The organism is Microcystis wesenbergii FACHB-1317, from assembly GCF_014696875.1.
In the GTDB taxonomy this organism is placed as follows: domain Bacteria; phylum Cyanobacteriota; class Cyanobacteriia; order Cyanobacteriales; family Microcystaceae; genus Microcystis; species Microcystis wesenbergii_A.
In genome coordinates, this window is the sequence record NZ_JACJQV010000097.1 from 54,507 (window position 1) to 80,712 (window position 26,206).

At 43.2% G+C, this 26,206-nt stretch carries 24 protein-coding genes, 1 tRNA gene and 1 other RNA gene; 15 read left to right on the forward strand and 11 right to left on the reverse strand.

Translation table 11 applies throughout. The features are described 5' to 3' along the window. Positions 1-67 precede the first annotated feature (67 nt). Both H6F92_RS06580 and H6F92_RS06585 read right to left on the reverse strand, forming a co-directional pair. Positions 68-141, reverse strand: a tRNA-Arg gene (locus tag H6F92_RS06580). A 162-nt stretch (positions 142-303) separates the two neighbouring features. Then, positions 304-495, reverse strand: coding sequence for a hypothetical protein (locus H6F92_RS06585; RefSeq protein WP_045356121.1), 192 nt, complete (start codon positions 493-495; stop codon positions 304-306). Positions 496-701: 206 nt separating this feature from the next. Here H6F92_RS06585 and H6F92_RS06590 point away from each other — a divergent pair, with 206 nt between their 5' ends. After that, a complete protein-coding gene (locus H6F92_RS06590) occupies positions 702-3,227 on the forward strand; it encodes a mannose-1-phosphate guanyltransferase (RefSeq protein ID WP_190357218.1) in 2,526 nt (841 codons plus the stop codon). A gap of 79 nt (positions 3,228-3,306) precedes the next feature. Here the strand turns inward: H6F92_RS06590 and H6F92_RS06595 are convergent, their stop codons facing one another. Beyond that, positions 3,307-4,689: a flavin monoamine oxidase family protein gene (locus H6F92_RS06595; protein WP_190357219.1), complete on the reverse strand. Its 1,383-nt coding sequence runs from the start codon at positions 4,687-4,689 to the stop codon at positions 3,307-3,309. Between the two features lie 109 nt (positions 4,690-4,798). Here H6F92_RS06595 and H6F92_RS06600 point away from each other — a divergent pair, with 109 nt between their 5' ends. Further along, positions 4,799-5,647, forward strand: coding sequence for a M28 family metallopeptidase (locus H6F92_RS06600; protein ID WP_190357220.1), 849 nt, complete (start codon positions 4,799-4,801; stop codon positions 5,645-5,647). 164 nt (positions 5,648-5,811) lie between these two features. Here H6F92_RS06600 and H6F92_RS27005 read toward each other — a convergent pair whose 3' ends face one another. The 4 genes from H6F92_RS27005 to H6F92_RS06620 all read right to left on the reverse strand — a co-directional run bounded on the left by H6F92_RS27005 (position 5,812) and on the right by H6F92_RS06620 (position 7,868). Continuing rightward, a complete protein-coding gene (locus tag H6F92_RS27005) occupies positions 5,812-6,162 on the reverse strand; it encodes a putative toxin-antitoxin system toxin component, PIN family (RefSeq protein WP_416338802.1) in 351 nt (116 codons plus the stop codon). After that, positions 6,152-6,388, reverse strand: a complete 237-nt coding sequence (locus H6F92_RS06610) for a hypothetical protein (protein WP_190357222.1) — start codon at positions 6,386-6,388, stop codon at positions 6,152-6,154. Before H6F92_RS06610 ends, H6F92_RS27005 begins: the two co-directional genes overlap by 11 nt. A 492-nt stretch (positions 6,389-6,880) precedes the next feature. Further along, complete coding sequence (locus H6F92_RS06615) at positions 6,881-7,573, reverse strand: helix-turn-helix domain-containing protein (RefSeq protein ID WP_190357223.1); 693 nt, start codon at positions 7,571-7,573, stop codon at positions 6,881-6,883. A 13-nt stretch (positions 7,574-7,586) separates the two neighbouring features. Beyond that, positions 7,587-7,868 (reverse strand): ParB N-terminal domain-containing protein, encoded by a 282-nt coding sequence (locus H6F92_RS06620; RefSeq protein ID WP_002763410.1) that lies wholly within the window; start codon positions 7,866-7,868, stop codon positions 7,587-7,589. Between the two features lie 115 nt (positions 7,869-7,983). Between H6F92_RS06620 and H6F92_RS06625 the strand changes: the two genes are divergently transcribed. From H6F92_RS06625 to rsmH, 13 genes are all read left to right on the forward strand, one after another. Further along, complete coding sequence (locus H6F92_RS06625; RefSeq protein ID WP_190357224.1) at positions 7,984-9,747, forward strand: SWIM zinc finger family protein; 1,764 nt, start codon at positions 7,984-7,986, stop codon at positions 9,745-9,747. Positions 9,748-10,046: 299 nt separating this feature from the next. Further along, positions 10,047-12,158, forward strand: a complete 2,112-nt coding sequence (gene argZ / locus H6F92_RS06630) for a bifunctional arginine dihydrolase/ornithine cyclodeaminase (RefSeq protein WP_190357225.1) — start codon at positions 10,047-10,049, stop codon at positions 12,156-12,158. Positions 12,159-12,670: 512 nt separating this feature from the next. Beyond that, positions 12,671-13,903, forward strand: coding sequence for a ScyD/ScyE family protein (locus H6F92_RS06635; RefSeq protein WP_190357226.1), 1,233 nt, complete (start codon positions 12,671-12,673; stop codon positions 13,901-13,903). 731 nt (positions 13,904-14,634) lie between these two features. Beyond that, entirely contained in the window at positions 14,635-14,793 is a 159-nt protein-coding gene (locus H6F92_RS06640; RefSeq protein ID WP_190357227.1) for a hypothetical protein, read from the forward strand. A 514-nt stretch (positions 14,794-15,307) separates the two neighbouring features. Continuing rightward, positions 15,308-15,784, forward strand: a complete 477-nt coding sequence (locus H6F92_RS06645; RefSeq protein ID WP_190357228.1) for a type II toxin-antitoxin system VapC family toxin — start codon at positions 15,308-15,310, stop codon at positions 15,782-15,784. Continuing rightward, entirely contained in the window at positions 15,781-15,993 is a 213-nt protein-coding gene (locus H6F92_RS06650; protein WP_002789670.1) for a hypothetical protein, read from the forward strand. Before H6F92_RS06645 ends, H6F92_RS06650 begins: the two co-directional genes overlap by 4 nt. A gap of 93 nt (positions 15,994-16,086) precedes the next feature. Continuing rightward, positions 16,087-16,308, forward strand: a complete 222-nt coding sequence (locus tag H6F92_RS06655; RefSeq protein ID WP_190357229.1) for a DUF2283 domain-containing protein — start codon at positions 16,087-16,089, stop codon at positions 16,306-16,308. Positions 16,309-16,344: 36 nt separating this feature from the next. Further along, a complete protein-coding gene (locus tag H6F92_RS06660) occupies positions 16,345-16,599 on the forward strand; it encodes a hypothetical protein (protein WP_190357230.1) in 255 nt (84 codons plus the stop codon). Between the two features lie 32 nt (positions 16,600-16,631). After that, the gene (locus H6F92_RS06665) at positions 16,632-16,829 is read left to right on the forward strand and encodes a DUF6883 domain-containing protein (protein WP_242030030.1); all 198 of its coding nucleotides are present in this window, start codon (positions 16,632-16,634) and stop codon (positions 16,827-16,829) included. Positions 16,830-17,211: 382 nt separating this feature from the next. Continuing rightward, entirely contained in the window at positions 17,212-17,460 is a 249-nt protein-coding gene (locus H6F92_RS06670) for a DUF4926 domain-containing protein (protein ID WP_002789664.1), read from the forward strand. A gap of 184 nt (positions 17,461-17,644) precedes the next feature. Next, positions 17,645-18,637: a DNA cytosine methyltransferase gene (locus H6F92_RS06675; protein ID WP_190357231.1), complete on the forward strand. Its 993-nt coding sequence runs from the start codon at positions 17,645-17,647 to the stop codon at positions 18,635-18,637. A 96-nt stretch (positions 18,638-18,733) separates the two neighbouring features. Continuing rightward, positions 18,734-20,245 carry a threonine ammonia-lyase, biosynthetic gene (ilvA, locus tag H6F92_RS06680; protein WP_002776079.1) on the forward strand — a complete coding sequence of 504 codons (1,512 nt, stop codon included), beginning with the start codon at positions 18,734-18,736 and terminating at the stop codon, positions 20,243-20,245. Positions 20,246-20,495: 250 nt separating this feature from the next. Continuing rightward, positions 20,496-21,377 carry a 16S rRNA (cytosine(1402)-N(4))-methyltransferase RsmH gene (gene rsmH, locus H6F92_RS06685; protein ID WP_190357233.1) on the forward strand — a complete coding sequence of 294 codons (882 nt, stop codon included), beginning with the start codon at positions 20,496-20,498 and terminating at the stop codon, positions 21,375-21,377. 114 nt (positions 21,378-21,491) lie between these two features. Here rsmH and H6F92_RS06690 read toward each other — a convergent pair whose 3' ends face one another. From H6F92_RS06690 to H6F92_RS06705, 4 genes are all read right to left on the reverse strand, one after another. Next, complete coding sequence (locus H6F92_RS06690; RefSeq protein ID WP_190357235.1) at positions 21,492-22,484, reverse strand: glycosyltransferase; 993 nt, start codon at positions 22,482-22,484, stop codon at positions 21,492-21,494. Positions 22,485-22,813: 329 nt separating this feature from the next. Continuing rightward, positions 22,814-23,980 (reverse strand): pyridoxal phosphate-dependent aminotransferase, encoded by a 1,167-nt coding sequence (locus tag H6F92_RS06695; RefSeq protein WP_190357237.1) that lies wholly within the window; start codon positions 23,978-23,980, stop codon positions 22,814-22,816. A 9-nt stretch (positions 23,981-23,989) separates the two neighbouring features. Further along, positions 23,990-24,380: a transfer-messenger RNA gene (gene ssrA / locus H6F92_RS06700) on the reverse strand. Between the two features lie 1,006 nt (positions 24,381-25,386). Then, positions 25,387-25,626, reverse strand: a complete 240-nt coding sequence (locus H6F92_RS06705; RefSeq protein WP_002773190.1) for a DUF2442 domain-containing protein — start codon at positions 25,624-25,626, stop codon at positions 25,387-25,389. Between the last annotated feature and the right edge of the window lie 580 nt (positions 25,627-26,206).

Sequence of the window (26,206 nt, forward strand, 5' to 3'; positions counted from 1 at the left end):
CAGCATCTTTTCACTGTTTACTGATCACTGGACGGCTACGCCGTGCCTTTGGCAACACTGAAAAAGGCGGGATCGGCCGGGATCGAACCGGCGGCCTAGTGCTTAGGAGGCACTCGCTCTATCCAACTGAGCTACGACCCCTTTTTTTCCCTAACCATAATAAGCCATCCACAGCTAAATTGCCGATTGCCATGGATTATTTAGGGTTTTTTGGGGGGGGTAATCTCGACTAATCCGGCAGAAAACGCCTCGATACCCACCCACTTTCTGTTTTATGGCCGTGACCTTGGCAGTATGTTAATTTTATTTGCCCTTGAGGGCTTTTTGAAAATTCTTGCGATAGGCGGGATTAACAGCCAACAGAAGCGGCCAGAACAGCGTTAGAGCTAAACGATTGGGTAAACTGGAACTAAAATTAGTGCTTCTGTATCCATTCCAGAATTTCCAACCACCGGCACCATAAACAATTATTAAGAGAAAAATAACCAGTCTCATGCCATCTCATCCTTAGATTTAGACAATTCACATCTCCTATTTTAAGCTTTGGTTTTGCTGGCTTGGGAAAAGAAAATATTGTTCTGAATCGGGGGGACGGTGTTAGAATGCCGGTTAGGGACTAGCTCGATCGAGGTCGGGAAACTCAAGCCAGAATTTGAAAAAAATATTTAAAAACGGCGAAAAGATAGCCTTGGGAGGAAATTATGCGAGCGGTATTAATGGCAGGTGGTTCGGGGACAAGATTACGTCCGCTTACTTGTGATCTTCCCAAACCGATGGTCCCGATTCTCAACCGTCCGATCGCCGAACATATTATCAATTTACTACGAAAACATGACATTACCGAAATTATCACCACCCTGCACTATCTTCCCGATGTCATGCGCGACTACTTTCAAGACGGCAGCGACTTTGGGGTAAAAATCACCTACGCTGTCGAGGAGGATCAACCCCTAGGCACCGCAGGATGTGTGAAAAATATCGCCGAATGGTTAGATGATACCTTTCTGGTGATTAGTGGCGATAGTATCACCGATTTTGACCTGCAAAAAGCGATCGCATTCCATAAAAGTAAAAACTCGAAAGCAACCCTCGTCCTGACGCGGGTTGCCAATCCGATCGAATTTGGGGTAGTGATTACCGACAAAGAAGGCAGAATTCGCCGTTTTATCGAAAAACCATCCACCAGCGAGATTTTTTCCGATACTGTCAACACCGGAACCTATATTCTCGAACCAGAAGTCCTCGATTATCTCCCCTACAAAGAAGAAGCCGACTTTTCTAAAGATTTGTTTCCGCTGCTGCTGCAAAGGGGCGAACCTATGTATGGTTATGTGGCCGATGGTTATTGGTGCGATGTCGGTCATCTGGAGGCCTACCGAGAAGCGCAATACGACGCTTTATCTGGCAAAGTTAACCTAGAATTTCCCTATCGAGAAAAATCCCCCGGGGTGTGGGTCGGTACTAATACCTATATCGATCCTAGCGCTCACATTGAGGCCCCGGCCATGATCGGCAATCATTGCCGTATTGGTGCAAATGTTCTGATCGAGAGGGGTTCGGTTATCGGCGATAATGTCACCATCGGTGCTGGTTCCGATCTGAAACGTCCCATCCTCTGGAATGGTGTGGTGATCGGGGATGAGGTCAATTTAGCCGCTTGTACGATCGCTAGAGGAACTAGAATCGATCGACGGGCCCAGGTACACGAAGGTGCGGTGATCGGACAATTATCGATCGTCGGGGAAGAAGCGCAGATCAACTCTGGAGTAAGAGTCTGGCCGAGTAAACAGATCGAATCGGGAGCCATCCTCAATATTAACCTGATTTGGGGAAATACTGCCCATAAAAACCTCTTTGGTCAACGAGGAGTATCGGGTCTCGCTAACATCGATATCACGCCCGAATTCGCCGTTAAACTGGGGGCAGCCTACGGTTCCATCCTGAAACCGGGGTCAACGGTAATCGTCTCCCGGGATCAACGTAGTGTCTCGCGCATGGTCAGTCGATCGCTGATTGCCGGTTTAATGTCCGTGGGGGTGAATATCCAAAACCTACAAGCGAATGCTTTACCGATTTCGCGGACTTTAGTGGCTAAATTAAACGTAGTCGGTGGCATTCACGTTCGTATTCATCCCGATCGCCCAGATTTTCTCTTAATCGAGTTTTTAGACGAAAAAGGAATTAATGTTTCCAAAGCGAGGGAAAAGAAAATCGAAGGGGCCTATTTCAAAGAAGATCTGCGACGGGTGGGAATGCAGGAAATCGGCAGTATGTCCTATCCGGCTGATATTCTCGATAATTACCGCAAAACCTTTGAAACTCAGCTAAATGTAGAGGCTATTCGCAATAGTAGCTCCAAAATCGTCATTGATTACGCCTACGGAGTCTCAGGGGCAATTTTACCAGAATTACTGGCCAAATTTGGCTGTGATGCCGTGGTTCTCAATGCCAGTTTACGTCAGAATGCCCTTTCCATGCAGGAAAGAGAGTTACTGATCCATCAATTGGGCCATGTGGTGGAGGCCCTGAAAGCGAACTTAGGCGTACAAGTTTCGGCCAACGGGGAACAATTAGTCCTCGTCGATGAGAGTGGTTTATCGATTCGCGGGGAACAATTAACTGCTCTAATGGTGAATACAATTCTGACCGCCCATCCTCGCGGTACAGTGGTAGTGCCGGTTCATGCTTCTAGTGCCGTGGAACAGATCGCACGTCGTCACGATGGCCGGGTGGTGCGGACAAAAGCCAGTCCTAGCGCTTTAATGGAAGGATGTCAAACTAATCCTAATGTGGTTTTAGGAGGATCAGGGCAAACTGGCTTTATTTTTCCGCAATTACATCCCGGTTTCGATGCCATGTTCAGCGTGGCGAAACTTTTGGAGATGTTAACCATTCAGGAACGTTCTCTAGCTCAGGTGCGGGCCGAGTTACCGCGCATTTACAATAAGAATACGGCGGTGCGTTGTCCTTGGAAAGTCAAGGGATCCTTGATGCGCTATCTGGTGGAAACTCACGCTACCGATAATCTAGAGTTGATCGATGGGGTGAAGGTGATTAATCCCCTTAATGATGACTGGGTATTGATTTTACCCGATGCCGGAGAACCTTTAGTGCATATCTATGCTAACAGTGAGCAGCGGGAATGGGTCGATCGGACAATTAAAGAATATCGTCATCGTGTGCAGTATTTCGTCGAACATTACCAGGGCGAAATAGTGATGATTTAGGATTTTTTTGCCCTATTAGCCCCGAAAATTGACTATGATGACTTTTTTGACCTAAAAGGTGGCGTAGCCCTGTAGATGCTCATTTTTCCCGCAAAAGGAAGGCGATTTGATCGGCCGCTGCCTCACCGGTGCGGATCGCTCCCTCAAAAAATCCCGGCCAGCGATCGGACATTTCTGTGCCAGCCCAGTGAATCGGTCCGACGGGAGTAAAAAGAGCCTCGCCGAAACTTGTCCAGACTCCGGGGGGCATAAAGGCGGAATATGCGCCACCAGTCCAGGTATCCCCGGGCCAATCCACCTCATCGTAACTGATCGGGAAAAGAGCCTCTTGACCGAAATAAATAGCTAAATCCGAGAGGACGGCGGCACGGCGCGCCGGACTACTCATGGAGCGCCAACGAATATAGCGATCGCCAACCACAAAGGTGGCCATTACCCCGACGCCGGTTTCGGGATCGGAACTATCAGCACAGAGTTCCAACCATTGACAATTCCCTTGGGCAAGTCCCGCTAGTCCCTGTTTTCGCCAGAAGGGTTGCTCATAGGAAATCAGGACTTTAGCGCAGCATCCCATCGGTACTCGTTGGGTTAGTTGTTGTCGCTGGGGTGGCAGCGGGGGATGATAAATAATGCGGCCGGCGAGATGGGGCGGCATGGCAATGATGGCAAATTTGGCGGTAAAAGTGTTCTGAGTGGTTTCTATGGTGACACCGGCCGAGTCATAATTAAGGCGAACAACTGGTTCCCCCAGTCGAATTCGCTGTCCTAATTCCGCCGCGATCTTGTCGGGAATTTGTCCCGCTCCGCCATGGATCAGTTCGGCTTCTGGATGTTCGGCCTGAGGGGCGCAATTTTGTCCCCAAAGAACGTGCAGCAGTGAGACTTGGTTGGGTTCGGCCGGCCCGAGAAAACCCACTGCACGGGCCATATAAGCAAAATACCATTGACCAAAATCTGTGCTGGTGTTTTCTTCAATCCACTGGGCAAAAGTTTTACTGTCTAGTTTTTTGGTGTGATCGTTGCTTTGGGGATAACCTGAAGGTAGAGTTTTGGCTAGTTCTTGAAAACGCGCCCATGCTGACATCGCATCTTGCCATTCTGCCGCGCCGATATCGGGTACTTCTCCCTCGTGGAAACCTTGAAAAAAACCATTGAATTCATAGCGTTTGTTGTTAAAGACTAGGACGGTTTTTCCCTGATTGGGAGAGGGAAAACGACGTATTTTATACTCATCAAGAAGGGCTAAAAAACGCTCTTGGGTTGGACCCACCCACTGACCACCTCGATCGATCCACTGTCCGGAGGGGAGATATTGACCAGACATTCTACCACCGTAACGATTTCGCGCTTCGATCACCAGAACTTGATGACCTTGCCTCTGGAGATTCCGCGCGGCGATTAATCCTGCTAATCCCGCCCCAACAACGATACAATCATAGCTAGTCCACTGGAGATTTGTCATGATTTTAGCTCCACAGAATATTTTATAATTAACAATTATTATTTTCCCCGATTTTTCCCTCAGTTTCTCTATCCATTGGCTCTTTTGATTAAATTATCTGCTGCCATCAATGTTTGATCTTCTTAGCGATCGCTTAAGCCAACACCTAGAACAAATTGTCCGAGAAAGAAACCCTTTTTTCTCTAGTCAAGGACATTTTTATGTGCGAGAATATCTGCGGCAAGAATTAGGCAATTGGGGAAAGGTTGAATCACATTTTTTCCCATTTCAGGGAAAAGTTTACGAAAATTTAATCTTGGATTTGCCTAACAACAGTCAAAAACCTCCGATTTTAATTGGCGCTCATTATGACACGGTGCCGGGGTCGCCAGGGGCCGACGATAACGCCACGGGATTAGCGGTATTATTAGAATTAGCGAGGTTTTTTGGGGAGAATCAGGCTAATTATCCAATTCGTTTAATTGCTTTCGATCTAGAAGAATACGGATTGCTGGGGAGCATTGCATATTCGGAAAAATTAAAACAAACTAAGCAGGATTTAAGGTTAATGTTATCCTTAGAAATGCTCGGTTACTGTGATAAAAATCTCCATTCTCAAAAATATCCAGCTTTTCTAGAATATTTTTACCCCAACACTGGGGATTTTATCGCTTTGATTGGCAATCTCAAAACCCGCAAGGATTTAAATTTTCTCAGTCGAGTCCTGCGAGAAAATCAAACTCCCTGCGAATGGTTGCCCGTAATTTTTGGAGGTTATATCGTCCCCGATACTCGACGCAGCGATCATTCTCCCTTTTGGGATTGCGGTTATTCGGCAATTATGGTGACAGATACTGCTAATATGCGTAATCCCTATTATCATAGTTCTCGGGATACAATCGCTACTTTGGACTTAAATTTCCTAACAAGAGTCTGTCAAGGTCTCTGTTTTGGATTGCAATCTTTACCGATGAGATAAAAGTTAGCGTTAGTGTAACGCACCAATCCCAGTTAGAAACGCAACATTCTTAACGACATTGATGTGGTTGGGTTTCGCTCAAGCGTCACTAATATTTGACAGACAAAAGTTATTATTGCTCAACCCAACCTTGCTTAAGTCACTTGTCTTGGCAAAATTAAAGTCTATCCCGTGTTTTTCGATATCGATGTTGTTCTTTCGATCATCTCACTCAAACTGGATTTTAGGAATTTATTATCGTCTCGATCTCGGCAAATTTCAGTGTGGTCAGTAGGTCTAATCAGCAGCGAAATTTCCAAAATTCTTACTAGCAGTTGTCGGCGCTGCTCCAGTGTAATGTACCTCTCGAACTTTGGGAGAAGAAGTTTTGTGACCAACTCGCATATAGTTGCGGGACTTTGCAGAATAATAAAGTTATTAATCGCGTATTCTACAGCCAAAGCTGGTGTTGTCGTACTGCTTAAGGCGAAGCTTATCAAGACGTTCGTATCGATAACTATGGGTTCACGATTGATCTACTAAAAGCTCTTCCAACTTCTCATCAGTCAATCCCTGACTCTTGGCATAAGCACGAATTTCATTCACCACTTCCATCAAGGCTTGGGTGGTTTCGTCCTGTTCGTTTCCCGTCATCTCATGATTCTCGATGGTGAAATCGACACACGCATGAGCGGACAAGCCTAACTGCTCGATCGCTGTGGGGATTTCGCTAATTTTAACGTTTCGGATCGTTGCTTTCATATTTTTAAAGTAGCACAAATACAAATTGAGTTATTATTCTTCAGCTTGTAGGTTGGGTTGAGCGATTTAATCCTTAGGAGAAAACTGCTCAATTCAATGGTTTGAGCGAAACCCAACATTGTTAACGACATTAGTGCGGTTGGGTTTCGCTTAAGCGTCGCTAATAGTAGTATCCTAACATCGGCAACAGATAAACCTCCGTCAAGCATCTGTAACCATTGCTGGCGAACAGAATTTCGTTGGACAGGATCAGTAATGTGTTCAAAACAGTCATCGTAAGGCTTTCGCATATTTTTTCCTCTGAATCACTCATAATCTCGTTCTAACCGTTCAGGGAACGGTTGTCAAGTAGCCATTAGTTTTGTAATGGGGATTTATGTCCCGCTCCAAAAACTTTTCGTCTTAAGGCGAGGTTTTAGACCCGATTTTTTCGATAAAAGCAGACCACGGGGGAATTTTTCGCAGCACTAAAGCTCTGCAAGAATTATCACTTTAAGCGGTGACATTTTCTGTTTCTACTGGTTGAATTTCCGGCATTTCTACTTTAATTAAACTCACTTTAGCACGATAAAGTAGTTTTTCCCCATGACGATAGCCCCGATAACGCACTAGAACTGGTGTACCGATTTCTGCTTGACCATCGATCAATTGATGGATTTGCGGATCATAACTAACATGATCACCGACACTGTCAATTGGTTGCACTCCCCAGCGCTCCAGTAACTGCATAATCGGTTTAACTAGGGAGAGGATTTTGACGGCTGCTAGGTCGGGATTTTTGCGGGCAACGGCCTCGGCCGTGGGCCATTGAACTAACCAAGATTCGATCACTTCGATGCTTTGACTTTGAAATTCTGCGGCTAATTCTTCTTTTTGCTTGTCTAATTTTTGCTGTAAATTTTGATACTCTTGTTCGAGAATTTTTAATTCCCCTGAACGATCCTCTGGCTGCATAGTCGGAATTTGAAAATGAGCGAGAAGATCGCTAACTGGCAGCTGCAGCGCATTAGCTAATTTCACCAAAGATTCAGAGGATAATTTGGCGATTAAACCATGGCGAACTCTCTGCAATTGCCAAGAAGATAGACCCGATAACCGACTCAATTCTTCCAGATTTTTACAGCCAATTTCTGCCATTAACTGCTCTAATTTTTGCCGATGATATTTATATAAGGACTCATTCATGGGACTTCTCAGCTTAAGCGATGTGTTTAGCTAAAACGGATTTAGGAGCGCGACGAACTCGACAGAGAATTGTTTCTTTACCGAGACGCTGATGAGCGGCAAAGCGATGGCAACCGGAAAAACCGTAGTATTGACCATCCACCTCCAAAACATCGATCGGCTCTCGTAATCCCTCCTCAGCGATCGATTGCATCAACTGATTAACTTTTTCGGGATCGGTTTGTCGCGGTAAAGGACGACGAATTTGGGACAGAGGAATGTTTTTAATTTCCATACTGTCTTTACTATAGCACATTTAGGCTAAACTGAAGATAAGTTGACTCGGTTGCTGATGCACTGGTCTGCCTCGCTGCCGGTAGTTTTCTTGACACAGACAAGATTTTATCACCCAATCCTCTCCTTTTCTGACTATGACTATTCCTCCTATCAATGAAAAAATTATCCGGCAAAATACCACCAATGCTTCCTATCAGCGCGGTCAATATTATTACGATAAAGGTGCAGTTATTTCTCTTTGGCAACGGGGGCAAAATCTACAAGCTTTAGTGAGTGGTAGTGAGGTTAAACCCTATCGAGTTGCCATAGATTTTAACCAAGAAAACCTTGAAAATGTCTCCTGTTCCTGTCCCTACGATTATGAGGGTTGGTGTAAGCATATTGTGGCGGTTTTATTAACCTGTTCTCGCCAACCAGAATTAATTATCAAAAAAGCATCTTTAGAGGAGTTATTGACACCGATCGATGAAAGTAAATTAAGAAAATTGCTTAATCATTTAGTGGCTAAACACCCAGAAGTTATCGAGACAATTGATAAGTTTTTAGTGCCAGCTACCCCACTTAATAAAGCGGTAGGAAAGATAACTATTAATATCAAAACTTATCGTAATACTGTCCGTAATGAACTGCGGCAATTCCTGCGAGCGATCGAAGAAGATTACTACGAAGAAGATCCAATTTCTAATGAAATTTATGCCCTAGTGGATGAGTCCCAAGATTATTATCAAAAGGGAGAACCGGATAATGCGATCGCTATTTTAGAAGCAATTATTAGCGCCTGTATCGAGGAATGGGATAATTTAGAAGATTACGGTGCTGTTAATGATGATTTAAGTGCTAGAATCGATCGAGTTTTAACTGGGGCAATTTTAAGTAAAGAATTTAATCCCCAAGAAAAGCAAGATTTAAGGGAAAAGATCGAGCAATGGCAGCATGAATGGAGTGCCGATTTTGAGATGAGTTTAGCAGCCTTACAACAGGGATGGGACGATCCAGTTTTAGAGAAGATTTTACGGGGAGAATCGGCTAATTTTTCAGAAATGTGGTCAGATAATATCCCCGATTATGCCCAAACATTAACTTATATTCGCTTAGAAATTTTCGAGAAACAGGAAAAAGATCAGGAGTATTTGAATCTAGCTTTAGCTTCAGGACAAGTGGTAGAATACCTAACTAAGTTAGTCTATCTTGATCGCATTGATGAAGCGATGGCAGCGGCAAAAAACATGATAACTAAAAACGATGAAGCCTTCTTTTTTGCCAAAGCTTTACGCGATGAATCCGCACCAGAATCCGCTCTCATAATCGCCAGGGGTGGTCTAAATTTCCCTGGGAATTATTATTATCAATTAGCTCTCTGGACAAGTGAACTAGCGCAATCTTTAGGGGATATAGATACAGCTTTGGCTGCTAGAATTAAGGCATTTCAAGACCAACCTTCCTTTTCCCATTACCAAAAAATTGAGTCTTTAGCGGGGGAAGATTGGCCCGATTTAAAATTAGACTTGTTAGATTACTTGCGCGAGTTTAGCGGTGGACGTTCCACAGAGGCTAAAATTGATATATTTCTCCACGAAAATTTAGTTAGAGATGCAATTAAAGTCGTTTCTGATAATTCCTATGTGCAGTCTCACCTAATTTGGCGGATAATGGATGCGGCTGCTACCGTCGATCCTAACTGGGTGATCGATCGCGCGTGTCCTCCTGCGGAAAAGATACTCGACGAAAAAAAGGCCGATCGCTACGAAGAAGCGATTAAATGGCTAAAAAAAGCTCGTAATGCCTTTTATATGTCGGGAAGACGGGAAGAATGGCAAACCTATCGAGAAAATTTAATTAAGGAACACGGACGCAAATCGAAATTTATGGGGTTATTTAAATATCAGGATTTACAATGATTTAAGCTTCTAAGCTAAGACCCATTTTAACCGCCTATCCTTAGAGCAGCTGAATCTCCCCCACCCCCCCTACCCCCCGACATCGGGGGGGTTGCCTCTTGCCTCATCTCCACAAGCAATTTAAATACTTAACAGCTTCGCCGTCAGTTATCGGCTAAAATCAGGCTGTTTTTAGCTTGTGGCGCAGGAATTGTCCTAATCTTAAGTCTGTGATGTTTCGACGCAAAGTAGAGTATAATGGAAGATTGGTCTAAACTTATCTCCAGACTACTTATACTGAATATTCATTGTCAAAAAATATGACTGAAACTATTCGCTTTTTGATGTGTTCTCCCGATCATTACGATGTGGATTATGTGATTAATCCCTGGATGGAGGGCAACATTCACAAATCTTCCCAGGAAAAAGCTAGGCAACAATGGCAGCAGCTTTATCATATTCTCAAAGATCGGGCGCTCGTGGATTTAGTCCCACCAGAAAAAGGCTGGCCTGACATGGTTTTTACCGCTAATGCAGGTTTAGTTCTGGAAAAAACTGTAGTTCTCAGTCGCTTTTTACACAAAGAAAGACAGGGAGAAGAACCCTATTTTAAGCAGTGGTTTGAAGATAACGGTTTTACGGTTCACGAACTGCCCAAAGATTTACCCTTTGAAGGTGCAGGAGACGCATTATTAGATCGAGAAGGACGTTGGTTATGGGCAGGATATGGCTTCAGAACCGAGTTAGATTCCCATCCTTTAATCGCTAAATGGCTCGATATTGAGGTTTTATCCCTACGTTTAATCGATGAACGTTTCTATCACCTTGATACCTGTTTTTGTCCCCTTAGTGGCGGTTATCTACTCTACTATCCTGATGCTTTTGATGCCTATTCTAATCGGTTAATTGAGTTAAAAATTCCCGAAGAAAAACGGATTATCGTTGAAGAAGCAGATGCGGTTAACTTTGCTTGTAATGCAGTAAATATCGGTCAAGTAATCGTCATGAATAAAATTAGTGACGATTTACAATATAAGTTAGCGTCAAAAGGCTTTGAAGTGGTACAAACTCCCCTAACGGAGTTCTTAAAAGCAGGAGGTGCGGCCAAATGTTTAACCCTGCGTACCACCGAACCCTTAATTCCAGACCATCACGCTAATGTCACCATTGAAAGTCGCATTCTCCAGTTAGAAGGTCATCTGCTCGACGCGGGAATTATGAATAAAGCTCTCGATGTTGTGGTAGGAAATGGGGGCAGCTTCAAGGTATTAAACTTCACCTTAGGGATTGAGCGCCAAAGTACCTCCTCGGCCGAAGTGCGTGTTTCTGCACCCTCTCACGAGGTAATGGAGGAGATCATGGTACAATTGATCGACCTCGGTGCGGCCGCTCGTCCCCAAGAAATCTGTGATGTCAATACCGCAGTGGTGGCACAAGATGGGGTCGCTCCCGATGATTTTTATGTCAGCACCATCTATCCCACGGAAGTGCGGGTTAGCTGTGAATGGGTGCGGGTGGAAAATCAACGCATGGATGCAGCCATCGTCGTCACTGAAGGTCCGGAAGGCAAAACGGCGAAATGTACTCTGCTACGGGATTTAAAAGCTGGCGATCGCGTTATGGTGGGAGTTGAGGGCATCCGTACTATCCGACAGGCGGAATCCAGGGAACAACGCAACAGCACCCAGGAATTTACCTTTATGGGTGCGGGGGTTTCCAGCGAGCGCCGAGTCGAGTTAACCGTGGAGCAGATTGCCTGGGAAATGCGCCAAATTCGCGACCAGGGCGGTAAAGTGGTAGTAACGGCAGGTCCGGTGGTCATTCACACTGGAGGAGCGCAACATCTCTCCCGTTTAATCCGCGATGGTTACGTTCACGCTTTACTGGGGGGAAATGCGATCGCAGTTCACGACATGGAACAGGCGATCATGGGTACTTCTTTAGGGGTAGATATGCAGAAAGGCATCCCGGTGCGCGGTGGCCATCGTCACCACCTCAAGATTATCAACCTCATCCGTCGCCACGGCAGCATCGCCAAAGCTGTATCGGCCGGGGTATTGACAAAAGGCGTAATGTATGAATGCGTCAAGAATAATGTCCCCTTCAGTTTGGCCGGTTCAATTCGCGATGATGGTCCGCTTCCGGATACGGAGATGGATTTAATTAAAGCACAGGAAGAATATTCCCGCTTAATTCAAGGTGCAGACATGATTCTCATGCTCTCTAGTATGCTCCATTCCATCGGTGTGGGCAATATGACACCGGCGGGGGTGAAAATGGTCTGTGTTGATATTAACCCGGCCGTGGTGACAAAATTAAGCGATCGAGGTTCCGTAGAATCCGTGGGTATCGTCACCGATGTGGGTTTATTCCTGAGTCTGTTAACCCAACAGTTGGATAAGTTAACCCGTCCCTTGGTAGAAACGGTTTAAAACCAAAAATAGATATCGGGTGGGTTACGCTTTGCTAACTCACCTATTTTTATCGGTATTTTCAACCAATTATCAGAGAAAATTTGCCCACTAGAGTCGCCCTAGCCGGCTTTCTTTTTGTATAATAGGGGTTAATCTTCCCATACTTGTCGAACGGCTATGAGTCTGTGCTGAAAAAGCGAAACCCAATCACCCCAAAGGTTACTCTTGGTTGGGTTTCCTTGCGTCAACCCAACCTACAATAATTGCTACTCTACTTTTTGCCGCAAACCCTAACTAAGCGCAAGATAGCTGGTGGTTCTCACTCCTTCCGTGGCTTTGTCGATACTGCTCGTTTGTTGACCGTGATTCAGTCTTGTCGCGCTCAAGGCCGTTCGGTTTTAACTTTCTTCCGTGTCAGGCTTTGGCCTCTGTCCATCACCCCTTGAATACGGTTGTCTCTCTTATCCCCACTGCTGATTTTTCTCTCTTTGTCAACCCCTAGACCTGAATATTTACCGAGAAATTAATCAATGCTCAAAAAATTATTGACAGTTGCTGTAGGAACAGCCTTAACGATATTTGGAGTTGGCGGCCCCTTACAGGCGGCTAACTTACAAATAATCGCCAGTGGACTTGAAAGTCCACGAGGTCTCACCTTTGGTCCCGATGGAGCCTTATATGTTACAGAAGCAGGTAGAGGAGGCGCAGGCCCCTGTATTCCTGCACCGGGAGCCGGACCTAACGGACCAGTAGTTTGTTATGGTAACACTGGTGCGATAACCCGCATTAAAAATGGTACAGCCGAACGCATTGTTACAGGTCTTCCGTCTATTGCTTTACCAATTCCAGAATTCTCTACTGCTATTGATGCGACCGGAATCCATGATATACAATTTGACTCCACTGGAAGAGCTTATGCCATTTTTGGGTTGGGGTCTTCTCCAGAACAACGGGATCAAGTGCTTAATGTTCCTGAATTTGGACAACTGGTCGCCATTGATAATCTCAATGGACAGGTTTCTCTGACAACGTTAGCAGACCTAGCTGAGTATGAAGGGTTGTTTAATCCCGATAATAATAATTCGGGCTTTTTTAATCCCTATAACGATGGCATTGATAGCAATCCCTATGCTTTTTTAATTAAAGATGACACTGCTTATATCGTCGATGCGGCCGGGAACACTTTTTTTAAAGCTAAAACTGATGGTAGCGAATTTACTCTGTTGTCTATCTTTCCTGAACGTCCGATAACTGACCCCTTTACTGGAGAAACCATTGCCATGCAATCAGTTCCTACCAGTGTGGCTATTGGGCCTGATGGAGCTTTTTATATCTCAGAATTCACCGGATTTCCTTATCCAGAAAATGCGGCACGTATTTTTCGCTTGGGGACTGATAATAAACCAGAAGTGTATGCTGATGGCTTCACCCAAATAATTGATATTGCCTTTGATGATCAAGGAGGCTTGTATGTCCTAGAATATGCCACTCGCTCATTAGCTTTTGATATTAGTCCAGGTCTTTTAAGCTACATAGATCCCAAGGGAAATCGCAAAGCAATCATCAGTGATGGACTACTTTTCCCGACGGCTTTAGCAATTGGCCCTGATGGGGATATCTATATCTCTAATCAAGGTTATATTCCGGGACGAGGACAAGTTGTGCGTGTTCGGGTTTCAGTCCCGGAACCTAATTCTCTAACAGGACTGCTAATTTTTGGCATTTTTGGTGGAGTTTCATTACTGTTACGCCAACGGAAATAATTAATTTAGCCAGGAAGAAATAAATATAGCTATTTTTTCTCAAAATAGTTATTAAATTGCTTGACGAAAACAACAGCTTGTAGGTTGGGTTGAGCGATTTAATGCTTGGGATAAAACGGCTCGATGTAATGGTTTGAGCGAAACCCAACATTCTTCAAGACATCGGTGCAGTTGGGTTTTGCTCAAGCGTCGATAATATTTGATAGACAAGAGTTATTATTGCTCAATCCAACCTACGGCTAACTGCTTACGTTAAAAAGAAATAAATATAACTATTTTTTCTCCCACATCCAGCAGGTTATTTTGAATATTTTTTATTTAACCTAACCTAGTTATAGAAAGGCTTACAGCTATTTAAGTATTTTGGTCTAAATCTCTCATGGGGGAGATATTGAATGAATTGATACTCCTCTCAATAGCTTAGTCGGACTTGAACCCAAATATACTGCCAAATCATTTATAGACAACAGAAAAGCCTGAAATATTTACCTCGCAATGGTTTTCGTTGTTTTTCAATAAATGAAATTTCGACAAAATAATCTGCTGGGAGTTGCTTTTTAAGTATATATACTTACGTTATCAAGTGCTGAATGTGGGTTTCTTAAAATAATTATTAAATTTCTTGACGAACACAAGGGGAATCTGCTACTATGCAAAAAGTTAGTTACCGGTAGGCTCTTACCAAACTGACTTTAATCAATCCACTATCGACCTGACCCAGGAGAAAAAACATGGCTTCGATTAAAATTGACTCGGATTTACGACCCATTGGTTCTGAACTTTTCCTCGATTCAGAAAGCTATCTGGAGGAACTCTCTGCTGACCAACAGATTAACAAGATTGTGGGAGGAACTAGCATTCGTATTTACATCAGCATCCTTTTGTTTTGACGAATTGTTCCGTGTCTGAATTAAGAGCGAGTGTCTAACTCGCTCTACTTTTTTTTGAGTGCGATCGCTGATCCTGTAGGGTGCGTTAACGTAGTGTAACGCACCGCTAAATTTAATGATGGTGGGTTACGAATTATGTAAGGATTCAGCCTCGTAGGTTGGGTTGAGCGAAACAATACTGGATCGAAAATGGCTCAGCTGATCCTGTAGGGTGCGAAAACGCGCGTGTAACGCACCGCTAACTTTAATGAGGGTGGGTTACGAATTATGTAAGGATTCAGTGCGATCGCTAATCTTGTAGGGTGCGAAAACGCGCGTGTAACGCACCGCTAATGTTTGGGATAAAATGGAGAAGTTTCAATGCGATCGAGTCCAAGTGCGATTGCTCTGAGAGATGATCGAGGTCAAGCATGACAGTGCAACAACTTCGTTACAGAGATAGGATAGTAGAATAGAGGGGGCTACCATACGGCTGCTTCAGGCTTTAATTTAGTCTTCTCGATCAGTTATTATCATGAAAGAAAAAGTGTACTTGGATTCCACGGTTCCGAGTTATTACTTTGATGAGCGTGAAGCTCTAAAAACTTTTACCGAAATCACAAGGAAGTGGTGGTCGGAGATGTCCAGTTATTATGATTTATATATTTCGGATGCTGTGCTTCAAGAACTAACCAACGGAAACTATCCGCGTAAAGCTGAAATTATTCATTTGGTTTCGACGATTCCTTTACTACCGCCGACTTCTGCTCTTGAACAAGTTGTCGAGTTTTATCTTGCCAACTATGTCATGCCAAGGTCTCTTGTGGGCGACGCTCTACATCTTGCCTATGCCAGCTATTTCGACATTCAATATCTCGTTACTTGGAATTGCAACCACCTAGCGAATGCTAACAAACGGAAGCATATTCGCGTTATCAATGCCCGCCTTGATTTGTCAACACCTGAAATTATCACACCACTTGAACTATTCAAAGAGGAGAATAACTTATGATCCACTCAGAGATTTTGCAAGAAAAAGATAAAACTCAAACAAGATTATCGGAGGAATGCACGTCTATCCATGACTATTTAGTTAAGTCTCGCATTGCTGCGGAAAAGGCTGCGGAATCCTACGGGTTTACTCTCAAGTATGCTGAAGAAATTCATAAAATTCGAGAAGAACACGGCAAAGCTTTCAACGCCAACACAACAGCCTCTTAGGTTGGCTTGAGCGAAACAATTTAGATTAATTCTGATTAATTGCCAATTCATTGCCGACACAAGAGTTAAAGCGATAACAATTAGAGGAATTTGGTGAACAAGATACACTATAGCCCAGATGTGGATGCTTTATTAATTGAGTTAAACAATAATCCAATTGCTTACGCAGAGGAGGAAGGGAAAACAATATTACATTATTCCGAGGACGATCAGTTAGTTTTAATCGAGATTCTAGATTTTGGTTGTTCTCTATCGGAAGATGCTAGACAAGAACTTGCAAAATCCATATCTTCTCGTGAATTGATTGAAATATAGTTATTAGTTAATATCCATCTCACAACAATTTAAATCATGAAAGGTATTCAGTATATTGTCGATGAAACAGGAGAAAAAACAGCAGTTGTTATCGATCTAAAAGAATGGGGTCAACTGTGGAATGAGTTTTATCAAAATTTACTCGATCGCTCTCCGGTAAACGAAGACTGGATAAATCGATCGCCTTTTCGAGAAAAATTAGATCAAGCTCTCCCATGGAATGCTAATCATCCACCGCAGTTATCAGATCTAGAATCCCTAGAGAGCAAACTTGAAAATCATGAGTGCTGAAGAAAAGGCTAGAAAACTAAGTAGATTGAGTGATGCAAATTCCATCTAAGGCAATTATTCCAGAGGATAAACTTACTCGTTATCTTCTCGTATTCAGAGACAAAGATGACAAATCAAAATTTTTAGCACAAGCAGGATTTACTCTCGATAATGCGGCCAGTTTGCAAAAAGCGATTATTCAGCTAATTACCGTAGAAGATGCGATCAAAGATGGTAAGGGACTTGCGTAGGAATAATATCCCAGCCAGAAAATCGCTCCGTAGAAAAACCAGACCAGCCAGATGGCACATTATCAAAGCGCAAGTCCCTAACATCTCGAAGGCTCTCCCCCTACTTAGGGTGATCAGCAAACCTGATCGATCGGAGGGCGCAAGCATTGCGCCCCTACAGTAACGGATTTTGTCCACAATGTAGGGGCGAACTGCGTTCGCCCAAAAGGTACATTATCAAAGCGCAAGTCCCTAAAAATGAATACGGTATCTTTTATCGAGTTGAAGGAATGCTAGAAGGAGTTAACGGAATCAATTTAGCAGTGGTTACAATATGGATACTGCGATACATTGACGACTGTTTTCAGTTTGTTACTCTCAAGCCCCGAAAGGATAGATAATTATGGATGTTAGATTATACGATCATGTGGTTCTTTGTCTTGATGTTCCCGAAGACAATCTCAAATCGGGAGATGTGGCAGTATTAGTGGATTTAATCCCCCATCCTAGCAATGGCGAAATGGGAGCAATTTTAGAAGTTTTTAACGCTCTCGGTGAGTCAATTTCAGTAGTTACTGTGCCAATTTCGGCGATTAAACCCCTACAGGCCAATGAAATATTTACCGTCCGCTCTTTAGTGAAAGTTGAATAAGTTAAAATCAAAGAGAATAAGTAGGTAGTCGTTAAAAATTATCAGATGCCCCCTTATTAAGGGGGATCCCCCCGCCTATCGGCACCCCCCTTATCAAGGGGGGCAGGGGGGATCAGAGGCAAAATCTATCTTCAATTTAATTATAACTACTTACTTATCCCTATCGCTATAATCTCAACTATCGATGAATCTCCTGAAAGATAGTAAAAAAATCCGTTTTATTGACCTCTTTTGTGGTTTGGGAGGGTTTCGAGTCGCAATTGAACAAGTTTGTCGCCAACAAAACTTAGAATCTGATTGTGTTTTTTCCTGTGATATAGATAAAGACGCTCAGGCAATTTATCACGCTAATTTTGGCGACCAACCCCGGGGAGATATTACCGAAATCGCTGCCCTAGATATTCCCAATCATGATATTTTAATGGCGGGATTTCCCTGTCAACCTTTTAGTATTTGTGGTGATTTAAAGGGATTTGAAGATACCAGAGGCACGCTATTTTTTGAGATTGCTCGCATTTTAAAAGCCAAACAACCCGCAGCATTTATTCTGGAAAATGTCAAGCAATTGCAGGGACATCAACAGGGAAAAACCTTAGAAGTTATTCTCGATACTCTGCAAGATTTAGATTACTATATCGATTATCGGGTTTTGAATGCGCTTAATTTTGGTTTACCGCAAAAACGGGAACGGATTTTTATCGTTGGTTTCCGAGAAACTAGGGGTTTTATCTGGCCAAAACCAGCTTTATCTAGAACAAGTTTAACGGAAATATTAGAGGAAAATGTCTCGGATTTTTATTATGCTTCCGAAAAAATTCAAAAAAGTCGCCTTCTGAAAAGAGAGGGAAAAAAACCTTATAGTGAACCGACTATCTGGCACGAAAATAAAGGAGGAAATGTCAGCGCTTATCCCTATTCCTGTGCCTTGCGAGCAGGAGCATCCTATAATTATTTGTTAGTGGATGGGAAAAGACGCTTAACAGAAAAGGAAATGCTCCGTTTACAAGGTTTTCCCGATGATTATCAAATTGTCGGCAGTTATCAAACTATGCGAAAATTAACGGGTAATAGTGTGGCGATTTCCTGTGTGGCTGCTGTGGTTAATTCTGCGATCAATTCTTTGTTAAATCTTTATCCAGCTTCAGGGCAGCGGGGAGCTTTTTTCAGTGATCACTGATTCAAGGCTGATCGCATCTTTATTGCTAATCAGACCGACGATGATCTATTCTGGATCCTAGCCCGATTCGCGAATCCCCACCGCCAAAAAAGAATAATGTACTGCGATTACCTGGTTCAAATCCTCACCGCACGCGTCTACGATGTCGCCCAAGAAACCCCCTTGGAATTTGCCCCCAATCTCTCCCAACGCTTGCACAATCAGCTTTTACTCAAGCGCGAGGATATGCAGTCGGTTTTCTCTTTTAAACTGCGCGGCGCCTACAACAAAATGGCGTATTTGTCAAGGGATTTGTTACAAAAAGGTGTAATTGCTGCCTCGGCGGGAAATCACGCCCAGGGAGTCGCTTTGGGGGCGCGGCAATTGGGAACCCAAGCGATTATCGTTATGCCCGTCACCACTCCGCAAGTCAAAATCGACGCGGTAAAAGCCCGGGGCGGGATTGTCGTCCTGCACGGTGACACCTACGATGATTCATACACCTATGCACGGCAGTTAGAAGCGGAAAAAGGCTTAACTTTTATCCATCCCTTCGATGATCCGGAGGTAATCGCCGGCCAGGGTACGATCGGTATGGAAATTTTACGACAATATCAGCAACCGATCGAGGCCATTTTTGTCGCCATTGGTGGCGGTGGACTTATATCAGGTATTGCAGCCTATGTCAAGCGTTTACGCCCAGAAATTAAAATTATCGGGGTGGAACCTGTGGATTCAGACGCGATGAATCAATCCCTAAAAGCCGGTTATCGGGTGCGTTTGTCTCAAGTGGGATTATTTGCCGATGGGGTGGCGGTGCGCGAGGTGGGAGAGGAGACTTTTCGTCTCTGTCAGCAGTATGTGGACGAGATTATCCTCGTGGATACGGATGATATTTGTGCGGCGATTAAGGATGTTTTTCAAGATACACGCTCGATTTTAGAACCTGCGGGGGCGTTAGCGGTAGCAGGAGCGAAAGCTTATGTAGAAAGAGAAGAAATTGAGGATAAAACCCTCGTTGCTGTGGCTTGTGGGGCGAATATGAACTTTGATCGTCTGCGGTTTGTGGCGGAAAGGGCCGAATTAGGGGAACGGCGCGAGGCGTTGTATGCTGTGACTATTCCCGAACAACCAGGCAGTTTACGCCGTTTTTGCGAATGTGTCGGCAAACGCAATTTAACCGAATTTAGTTATCGTATTGCCGATGAAAAAGAAGCACATATTTTTGTCGGCGCCCAGATCGAAAATCGCAGCGATGCCAAGAAATTAGCCGAGAGTTTTGAAGCTTGTGGCTTTAAAACCCTCGATATTAGTGATGATGAATTGACTAAATTGCATCTGCGCCACATGGTGGGAGGGCGATCGCATTTAGCCGATCATGAATTATTTTATCGCTTCGAGTTTCCCGAACGACCGGGGGCTTTAATGAAATTTGTCGCCTCCATGAGTCCCCACTGGAATATCAGCGTTTTCCATTATCGCAATAACGGGGCCGATTACGGGCGCATCGTCGTGGGCATACAAGTCCCCCCCGATGAAATGAATCAATGGCAAGCTTTTCTCGATACTCTCGGCTATCGCTATTGGGATGAAAGTCAAAATCCGGCCTATCAGTTATTTTTAGGTTAGGGTTGGCTGAATAAATCTAAAAACCTTGTTGGATAAGGCTTTTAGACTTTTTTGACCTCAAAAAGTGCTGACCATTGGAGTGATCGGGGGTAAAATTCAGGCACTTTTTCCCTGAAAATTAGGTAACTGACTACCTCAAAATCGGTAAAACCCTACACCCTACACCCTACACCCCACACCCTGCCCCCACTAACAAACTTTTTGCCGCAAACCCTAGGTTAAATCCCCATTTTCAGGAAGTTATCAGAAGATGAATCAAGATTTTTCCCATATTTCCGTTTTGAGTCAAGAATTAATCGCCGGTTTAAATATTCAACCCGGGGGGCATTATCTCGATCTTACCCTAGGGGGTGGTGGACACAGCCGCTTGCTTTTAGAAGCCCATCCCGAAACGACAGTAACCGCGATTGATCGCGATCAAAGCGCCCTAGAAGCCGCTAAAATTAGTCTTGCCCCCTATCTAGATAGCCGTTTAACCCTCTGGTGGGGGAACTTCGCCGATTATAAGGGACAAAATAGCAGTTTTGATGGCATTATCGCCGATTTAGGAGTCAGTTCTCCCCAATTCGATCAGAGCGAGCGCGGCTTTAGTTTTCGCCACACGGCAGCCTTAGATATGCGGATGGATCGCTGTCAATCCCTGACGGCAGCCGATATTATCAACCATTGGCAGGAAAAAGAATTAGCGGATCTTTTTTATCAATACGGAGAAGAACGTTTATCTCGTCCTATTGCTCGTTCTATCGTCCAAAAACGTCCTTTTACTACCACCACTGAATTAGCGGCTGTCATCGCTAGTTCTGTCCCCGCTAGTTACCGTTATGGACGTATTCATCCGGCAACGCGGGTTTTTCAATCCCTACGCATCGCTGTTAATCAAGAATTAGATTCTCTGCAACAATTGTTAAATCAAGCCCCCCACTGGCTAAAATCCGGGGGAATTATCGCTATGATCAGTTTTCATAGTCTAGAAGATCGTCTGATCAAGTATGGCTTTCGCGAAGATAATTCCTTGAAAATTATCACGAAAAAGCCGATTATTCCCAGCCGAGAAGAACAAGCTAAAAATCCTCGTTCTCGTTCGGCTAAACTAAGAATAGCCCAAAAGATCGAATCAGAGGTTATCCTATAGCAGTTATCTTAATGGTGAGGTACAAACTATCTGGTTTTGGGGAGTCGTTATCTTGATGAGAAAGGCTATCAACTATTTTTTACACGAAGGAGAAATAATCGATCGAGAATTGAATTATGCTTTTGACTTGCCAAGGTTGTTTATTTTGTGTTTAAATCTGTCGTATTTTAAAGCTAAATATCGCTGACTGAACAACCATCTTTTTTCAAATTGACTTAAAGCAGACCATTGGTCGTAGGTGGGAAAAGCCACATCTTTGAAAAAAGACATCCATTGATTTAAAGTGGTTTCAATTGTGTGTTCTTTCGCCCTCTCATAACCGTTTTCAACCATTTTTTGATAAAGTTCTGGAGAACTTTTCAGACGACGAACTGCTTCAATTGCCTCCTCTAGAGAGTGAATAATAATAAAATCTAACTCCGTCTTTCTTTCTGCTAAAAAGCCTAACTCTGGAGTCAAAAGAGCGGGAACACCCGCGTGCCAAGCATTAATTAGCTTAATAGAACCTTTATTAGGATAATTTCGAGAATCAAAACTACGCGCGGCTACAATCACATCTAGATTAGTATAATTGTTCCATTGAAATCTATCCCAAATCGGCATCCAATGGCAATTGAGAGTAGCCAAAGACTCTGGCCATGCTTCCGACCTTAATTCCGGTGCCAACTGACCCCTGGTGCCAATGTAAGAAATATTCTCCACTAGGGTGTTCCGTTCCCTATCTCTGGGAACTAACCCTGGCATCGGCCAATGACTAATTAGATAGGGGTTCCAAATAGAGTCCTTAACCTTCTCCCAACTAGACGGATTATAAACAATGTGTAGGTGAGCCGAAGGGTGATATTCTTTGTCGCTTTTGACACAAACTAACATGACCTTATCCAGGAAAGGATAGTCATTATCTAGGGTATCTCGGTCGGCGATTAAAATTCCTTGCTCTGGGATTTCCCCAGCTATTTCACAGGGAAAGCCGGCTTGTTTAAGATGAAAGTAGGTTTGGGCTATCCAAGCCGTAAAATTGCTATGATCGCCTGTCCATAGAGTCTGGTCTTCCTTGATATTTTTTTGTCTGATTTCGTCAGGGGCGTAAAAATAGATTGTTCGCATTAATTATATAAGGCCAAAGCATTCTTTGTCCCATAGTTTAGCGCAAAAACGCTTTGCCGTCAATTGTAGCTCAAGAGGTCAGCAATTCTGATTATGGAAACCAGCCAGCCAAACCCCTAGTCTAAAGAAATATATTCGATCGCCTCCTAGGGTGGATAATTAGGAAACAATCCCTTGACCTAGGGAAATAGTACCAGGCTTCGCTTTAAGTAATTGACCGACCACAGCAATAATCGGTGTTTGCCCCCCATCCATCGGCAAGAGAAGGTTTTTCATCAGTTGTGGTAAAGTAAAAACCAAGAAAAAAAGCCGGTATTTATTCTTGAAAATCATTGACTAAAATAACGCAGTCCCTTTACCAATCTTTCCACTGCCGTTAAAGCTGTTTCTGGAGATAAAGCACCGTAGGCAAGACGCAAATAACAGCCCTCTGTTATACCAAAAGTTGAACCGGGTAACACCGCCACCCGCTGCTGCTCAATTAAACTTTTAACTAACTGAAAATCATCCTTGTCTGTGGAAATTTTCAGGAAGAAATAAAAAGCACCTTCCGCAGTGGCAACATTACAGATATCCCTAATCGATTCTAGAGCATTCAGGCAAATTTCTCTAACTTGACTGATGGTTTTTAACTGTTCTAAAGGATAGCTTTTACCCACTTGCAACGCTCCTAGGGCCGCGTATTGCGAAACCACCGGCGGACAAATTAAAATAGTATCCTGAATCTTATTAATCGCCTCAGATAAATGTTCCGGTACTACCATATAACCAATGCGCCAACTGGCAAAACCGTAGGCTTTTGAGAGACTAAATAAGGAAATAGTCCAGGATTCACTACCAACAATTGCCGCCGGAGAAAAGTGCTGGGCATGGTTATAGGTAAAATACTCATAAGCCTCATCGTGAATGTGATAGATGCCTTTTTTTTGACAAATTTGATTGACTGCTTTTAGGGTATTTTCTGGATAAACTACTCCCGTGGGATTATTAGGAGAAATCGTCACCACTGCCTTAGTTTTTTCCGTGATTGCCTCTTTAATGGCAGCTGGACGCAATTGATAATTTTTGTCTGTGGCGACCAAAATTACTTGACAATCAGCCATTTTTATGGCCATTTCATGATTGAAATAAAAGGGAGTGTTGAGAATAATTTCATCCCCGGGGGAAGTAATGGCTAAAATAGCATTCATAAAAGCCATATTACTGCCCGCCGTCACAAAAATTGCTTGCTTATCGCTGATTTCTATCCGATTATCTTCGGCTAGTTTTTGCCGAATTACTGTTAATAACGAGGGAATTCCCGCCACAGATTGATATTGATGATTTTTGAGATTAGCTAAGAATAAAGATAGAGATTCGATCGCTTCCTGGGGTGGATAATAGGAAACAACCCCTTGACCTAGGGAAATAGTACCAGGGTTCGCTTTAATTAATTGACCGACCACGGGAATAATCGGTGTTTGTACCCCGTCCATGCGGGAGAGAAGGTCTTTCATTAAAGTAATCAATGGAGCCGAGCAGAGTCGAACTGCTGTCCAAATTAGGTATTGACTGTCCGTTCATTCACAGGTTTAGTTTCGATTACCCTCGAAACGGGGACTGTCACTTATCCCGGACAGTGGGATGCTCTAGTTAAAGCTTAGACGGTTAACTAACTAGAGAAAGTTAAACGTGGCATCCGTTGGGGGTTGATCCATAGTCCTTAACGGAGTCAAACTATGAATGCTCGAGTCGATTAGAGACTATTAGGCAGCTACAGGAGCGGCTTTACGAGCGAAAGGAACGATGTTGTTCGCATTTACTTTTTGTTTGAGCCTTTGATTTACGAGAGGAGACTCACTCTCGACCTGTATCACGGGGGAGCTTTCGCTAACCTGTCGAAACCGTTACGGCCCCTTGTGCTTACATTCTGATTATAGCATATTTTTTTGATGAAGCTAATTGTGGCTCAATTGGGATTTTTCTGATCTTCCCAGGGGTTAGAGCCGGGCTAGATCGGTAAAAAAGGTTTTTATCGTTGATTTTTCTGAAATAGCATCGGTATCAAAGAGATAAGCCATCAGGTTCTCTCGTCCAAGATATTATCCAGTTCTTCGGCTAATTCTTCTGAATTTACCCAATTTTCGGTTAAATTCCCTAACCCTCCCCTAATTATTGATTGCCTCGGTTTGAATTGCCACCTATCAACAATCTATCTCCATACCACAATTTTGGCATTTTGTCAAAAAAAATTTGACTTTGCAACAAAACTACACAAAAATTAGATCAACGTTGTTAGGGAAAAAAGGGATAATTGGCGAAAGTCTTTGGTTTGGCTAAAAGGGAAAGTCTAGATTTAGCAATGGTTTCAAGGCAAGCTAGACATTAAAAAGTCCAAAAAAGACCCTAAAAACCCACCATAGCATAATGCAAAATTATACCAGAATCGCTGGAAGTATTGCCACCTCGTAAATAAATAGAAATTATTCTCAATAAATTCTTAAGTAAAAATAAATATTACCAATTGTAAATTTAAATATTTTTAAGTATTGAAGGTATTTGCATATAAAATACTTATCATTTTGCCCCGATTGCCTCTAACTTTTCCCTTCCCACAGCAATCACCGGGTAAATAGAAAATTTCTCACTCTTTCTCCTAGAGATGAAGTACAGACTAATCCTTACTCATCAAGTATTTTAGCAACAATAACTAATACTAAATCCAGTTATTAAAAACTGATTATTTATTCTCCATTTTGCATGAGTGCATGAGTAGAAAACGGGTTTCTCCGAGAAACCCGTTTTCTGTGCGTTACTCAACGGATTTAGTATAACCTCATCTTTCTGAGAAAGGCTGTAGCGAAAGAAAATCTGATCAGTGGGAGCGTTACTTTTGTTGTTGGGTTTCCTCGATCGAACTGTTCTAGGTTTGGGAAATGGAGTCAAGATAGAGAGTATCCGGACAGATATCTTGTTCGTTCGGCCAAGTTACCGTACCATCTAAAATTTTTACTTGATTAAAATACTGTTTGTTTTTAAGTTCTTGAAAGATGCCAAAATCGAGCAGTGGTGAACAATCATAAATTTTCTTTTCCTCATTAGTAAAGATGAGTTGTAATTGATAGTTTGGCAAAGGGATAACTTCTTTAACTCTAGGATTCATGATTTATCTCAGTGGTTCAATTTTATACAGTTGTTGTCCTGAAATCGAAGGACTGTCGCTCAGAAATAACCTCGATCGAATAAAATTCTTTCATCGACAATCGCGAAAGAGTTGACGATCAAACTCTCAGATAATTTCCGTTTAACCTTGCGAATATAATCGGCTATCTCCATCTAATTTGATCGTAAACTTATCTCTTTTCTAGCTGCCAATAGCATTTCATAATAAACATTCCACTCGAAATAATCCATAGCGTCCCCTAGCTCACCGGAACGAAATCTAGGAGAGAATTCTTCCGAACTCATGGGATATTGATTTTCCTATTGCTTGACACGGGTTTCTAAATCCAAAATTTGAGCGTTAATCTGCCAATTTTCCCGTTGTTCGCTCTGAATTTTCCGATTCAGTAACTCTCTTTCTTCCTCGGAGAGAGAATAATTCGCGCGAGAGAATCAATCAGTTGGGTGTTCATCGAAAATTTGGGTCTGAAACCCCGTCGTTCTACGACGGCTTTACCGTTAAATATGAGCATCGTTTACGAAATATATGCTAAAATGTGAGGTATGGAAAAAGCCTATTC

Bases quoted from the DNA above. Each gene is read 5' to 3' on its own strand.
- H6F92_RS06675 (WP_190357231.1), top strand. From the start codon at position 17,645: ATGAATCTCCTGAAAGATAGTAAAAAAATCCGTTTTATTGACCTCTTT.
- H6F92_RS06650 (WP_002789670.1), top strand. From the start codon at position 15,781: ATGATCCACTCAGAGATTTTGCAAGAAAAAGATAAAACTCAAACAAGA.
- H6F92_RS06645 (WP_190357228.1), top strand. From the start codon at position 15,308: ATGAAAGAAAAAGTGTACTTGGATTCCACGGTTCCGAGTTATTACTTT.
- H6F92_RS06665 (WP_242030030.1), top strand. From the start codon at position 16,632: ATGCAAATTCCATCTAAGGCAATTATTCCAGAGGATAAACTTACTCGT.
- argZ (WP_190357225.1), top strand. From the start codon at position 10,047: ATGACTGAAACTATTCGCTTTTTGATGTGTTCTCCCGATCATTACGAT.
- H6F92_RS06625 (WP_190357224.1), top strand. From the start codon at position 7,984: ATGACTATTCCTCCTATCAATGAAAAAATTATCCGGCAAAATACCACC.
- H6F92_RS06595 (WP_190357219.1), bottom strand. From the start codon at position 4,689: ATGACAAATCTCCAGTGGACTAGCTATGATTGTATCGTTGTTGGGGCG.
- H6F92_RS06610 (WP_190357222.1), bottom strand. From the start codon at position 6,388: ATGAAAGCAACGATCCGAAACGTTAAAATTAGCGAAATCCCCACAGCG.
- H6F92_RS06670 (WP_002789664.1), top strand. From the start codon at position 17,212: ATGGATGTTAGATTATACGATCATGTGGTTCTTTGTCTTGATGTTCCC.
- H6F92_RS06695 (WP_190357237.1), bottom strand. From the start codon at position 23,980: ATGAAAGACCTTCTCTCCCGCATGGACGGGGTACAAACACCGATTATT.
- H6F92_RS06620 (WP_002763410.1), bottom strand. From the start codon at position 7,868: ATGTGCTATAGTAAAGACAGTATGGAAATTAAAAACATTCCTCTGTCC.
- H6F92_RS06590 (WP_190357218.1), top strand. From the start codon at position 702: ATGCGAGCGGTATTAATGGCAGGTGGTTCGGGGACAAGATTACGTCCG.
- H6F92_RS06615 (WP_190357223.1), bottom strand. From the start codon at position 7,573: ATGAATGAGTCCTTATATAAATATCATCGGCAAAAATTAGAGCAGTTA.
- H6F92_RS06705 (WP_002773190.1), bottom strand. From the start codon at position 25,626: ATGAATCCTAGAGTTAAAGAAGTTATCCCTTTGCCAAACTATCAATTA.
- H6F92_RS06690 (WP_190357235.1), bottom strand. From the start codon at position 22,484: ATGCGAACAATCTATTTTTACGCCCCTGACGAAATCAGACAAAAAAAT.
- H6F92_RS06600 (WP_190357220.1), top strand. From the start codon at position 4,799: ATGTTTGATCTTCTTAGCGATCGCTTAAGCCAACACCTAGAACAAATT.
- H6F92_RS06635 (WP_190357226.1), top strand. From the start codon at position 12,671: ATGCTCAAAAAATTATTGACAGTTGCTGTAGGAACAGCCTTAACGATA.
- rsmH (WP_190357233.1), top strand. From the start codon at position 20,496: ATGAATCAAGATTTTTCCCATATTTCCGTTTTGAGTCAAGAATTAATC.
- H6F92_RS06585 (WP_045356121.1), bottom strand. From the start codon at position 495: ATGAGACTGGTTATTTTTCTCTTAATAATTGTTTATGGTGCCGGTGGT.
- H6F92_RS06660 (WP_190357230.1), top strand. From the start codon at position 16,345: ATGAAAGGTATTCAGTATATTGTCGATGAAACAGGAGAAAAAACAGCA.
- H6F92_RS06640 (WP_190357227.1), top strand. From the start codon at position 14,635: ATGGCTTCGATTAAAATTGACTCGGATTTACGACCCATTGGTTCTGAA.
- ilvA (WP_002776079.1), top strand. From the start codon at position 18,734: ATGTACTGCGATTACCTGGTTCAAATCCTCACCGCACGCGTCTACGAT.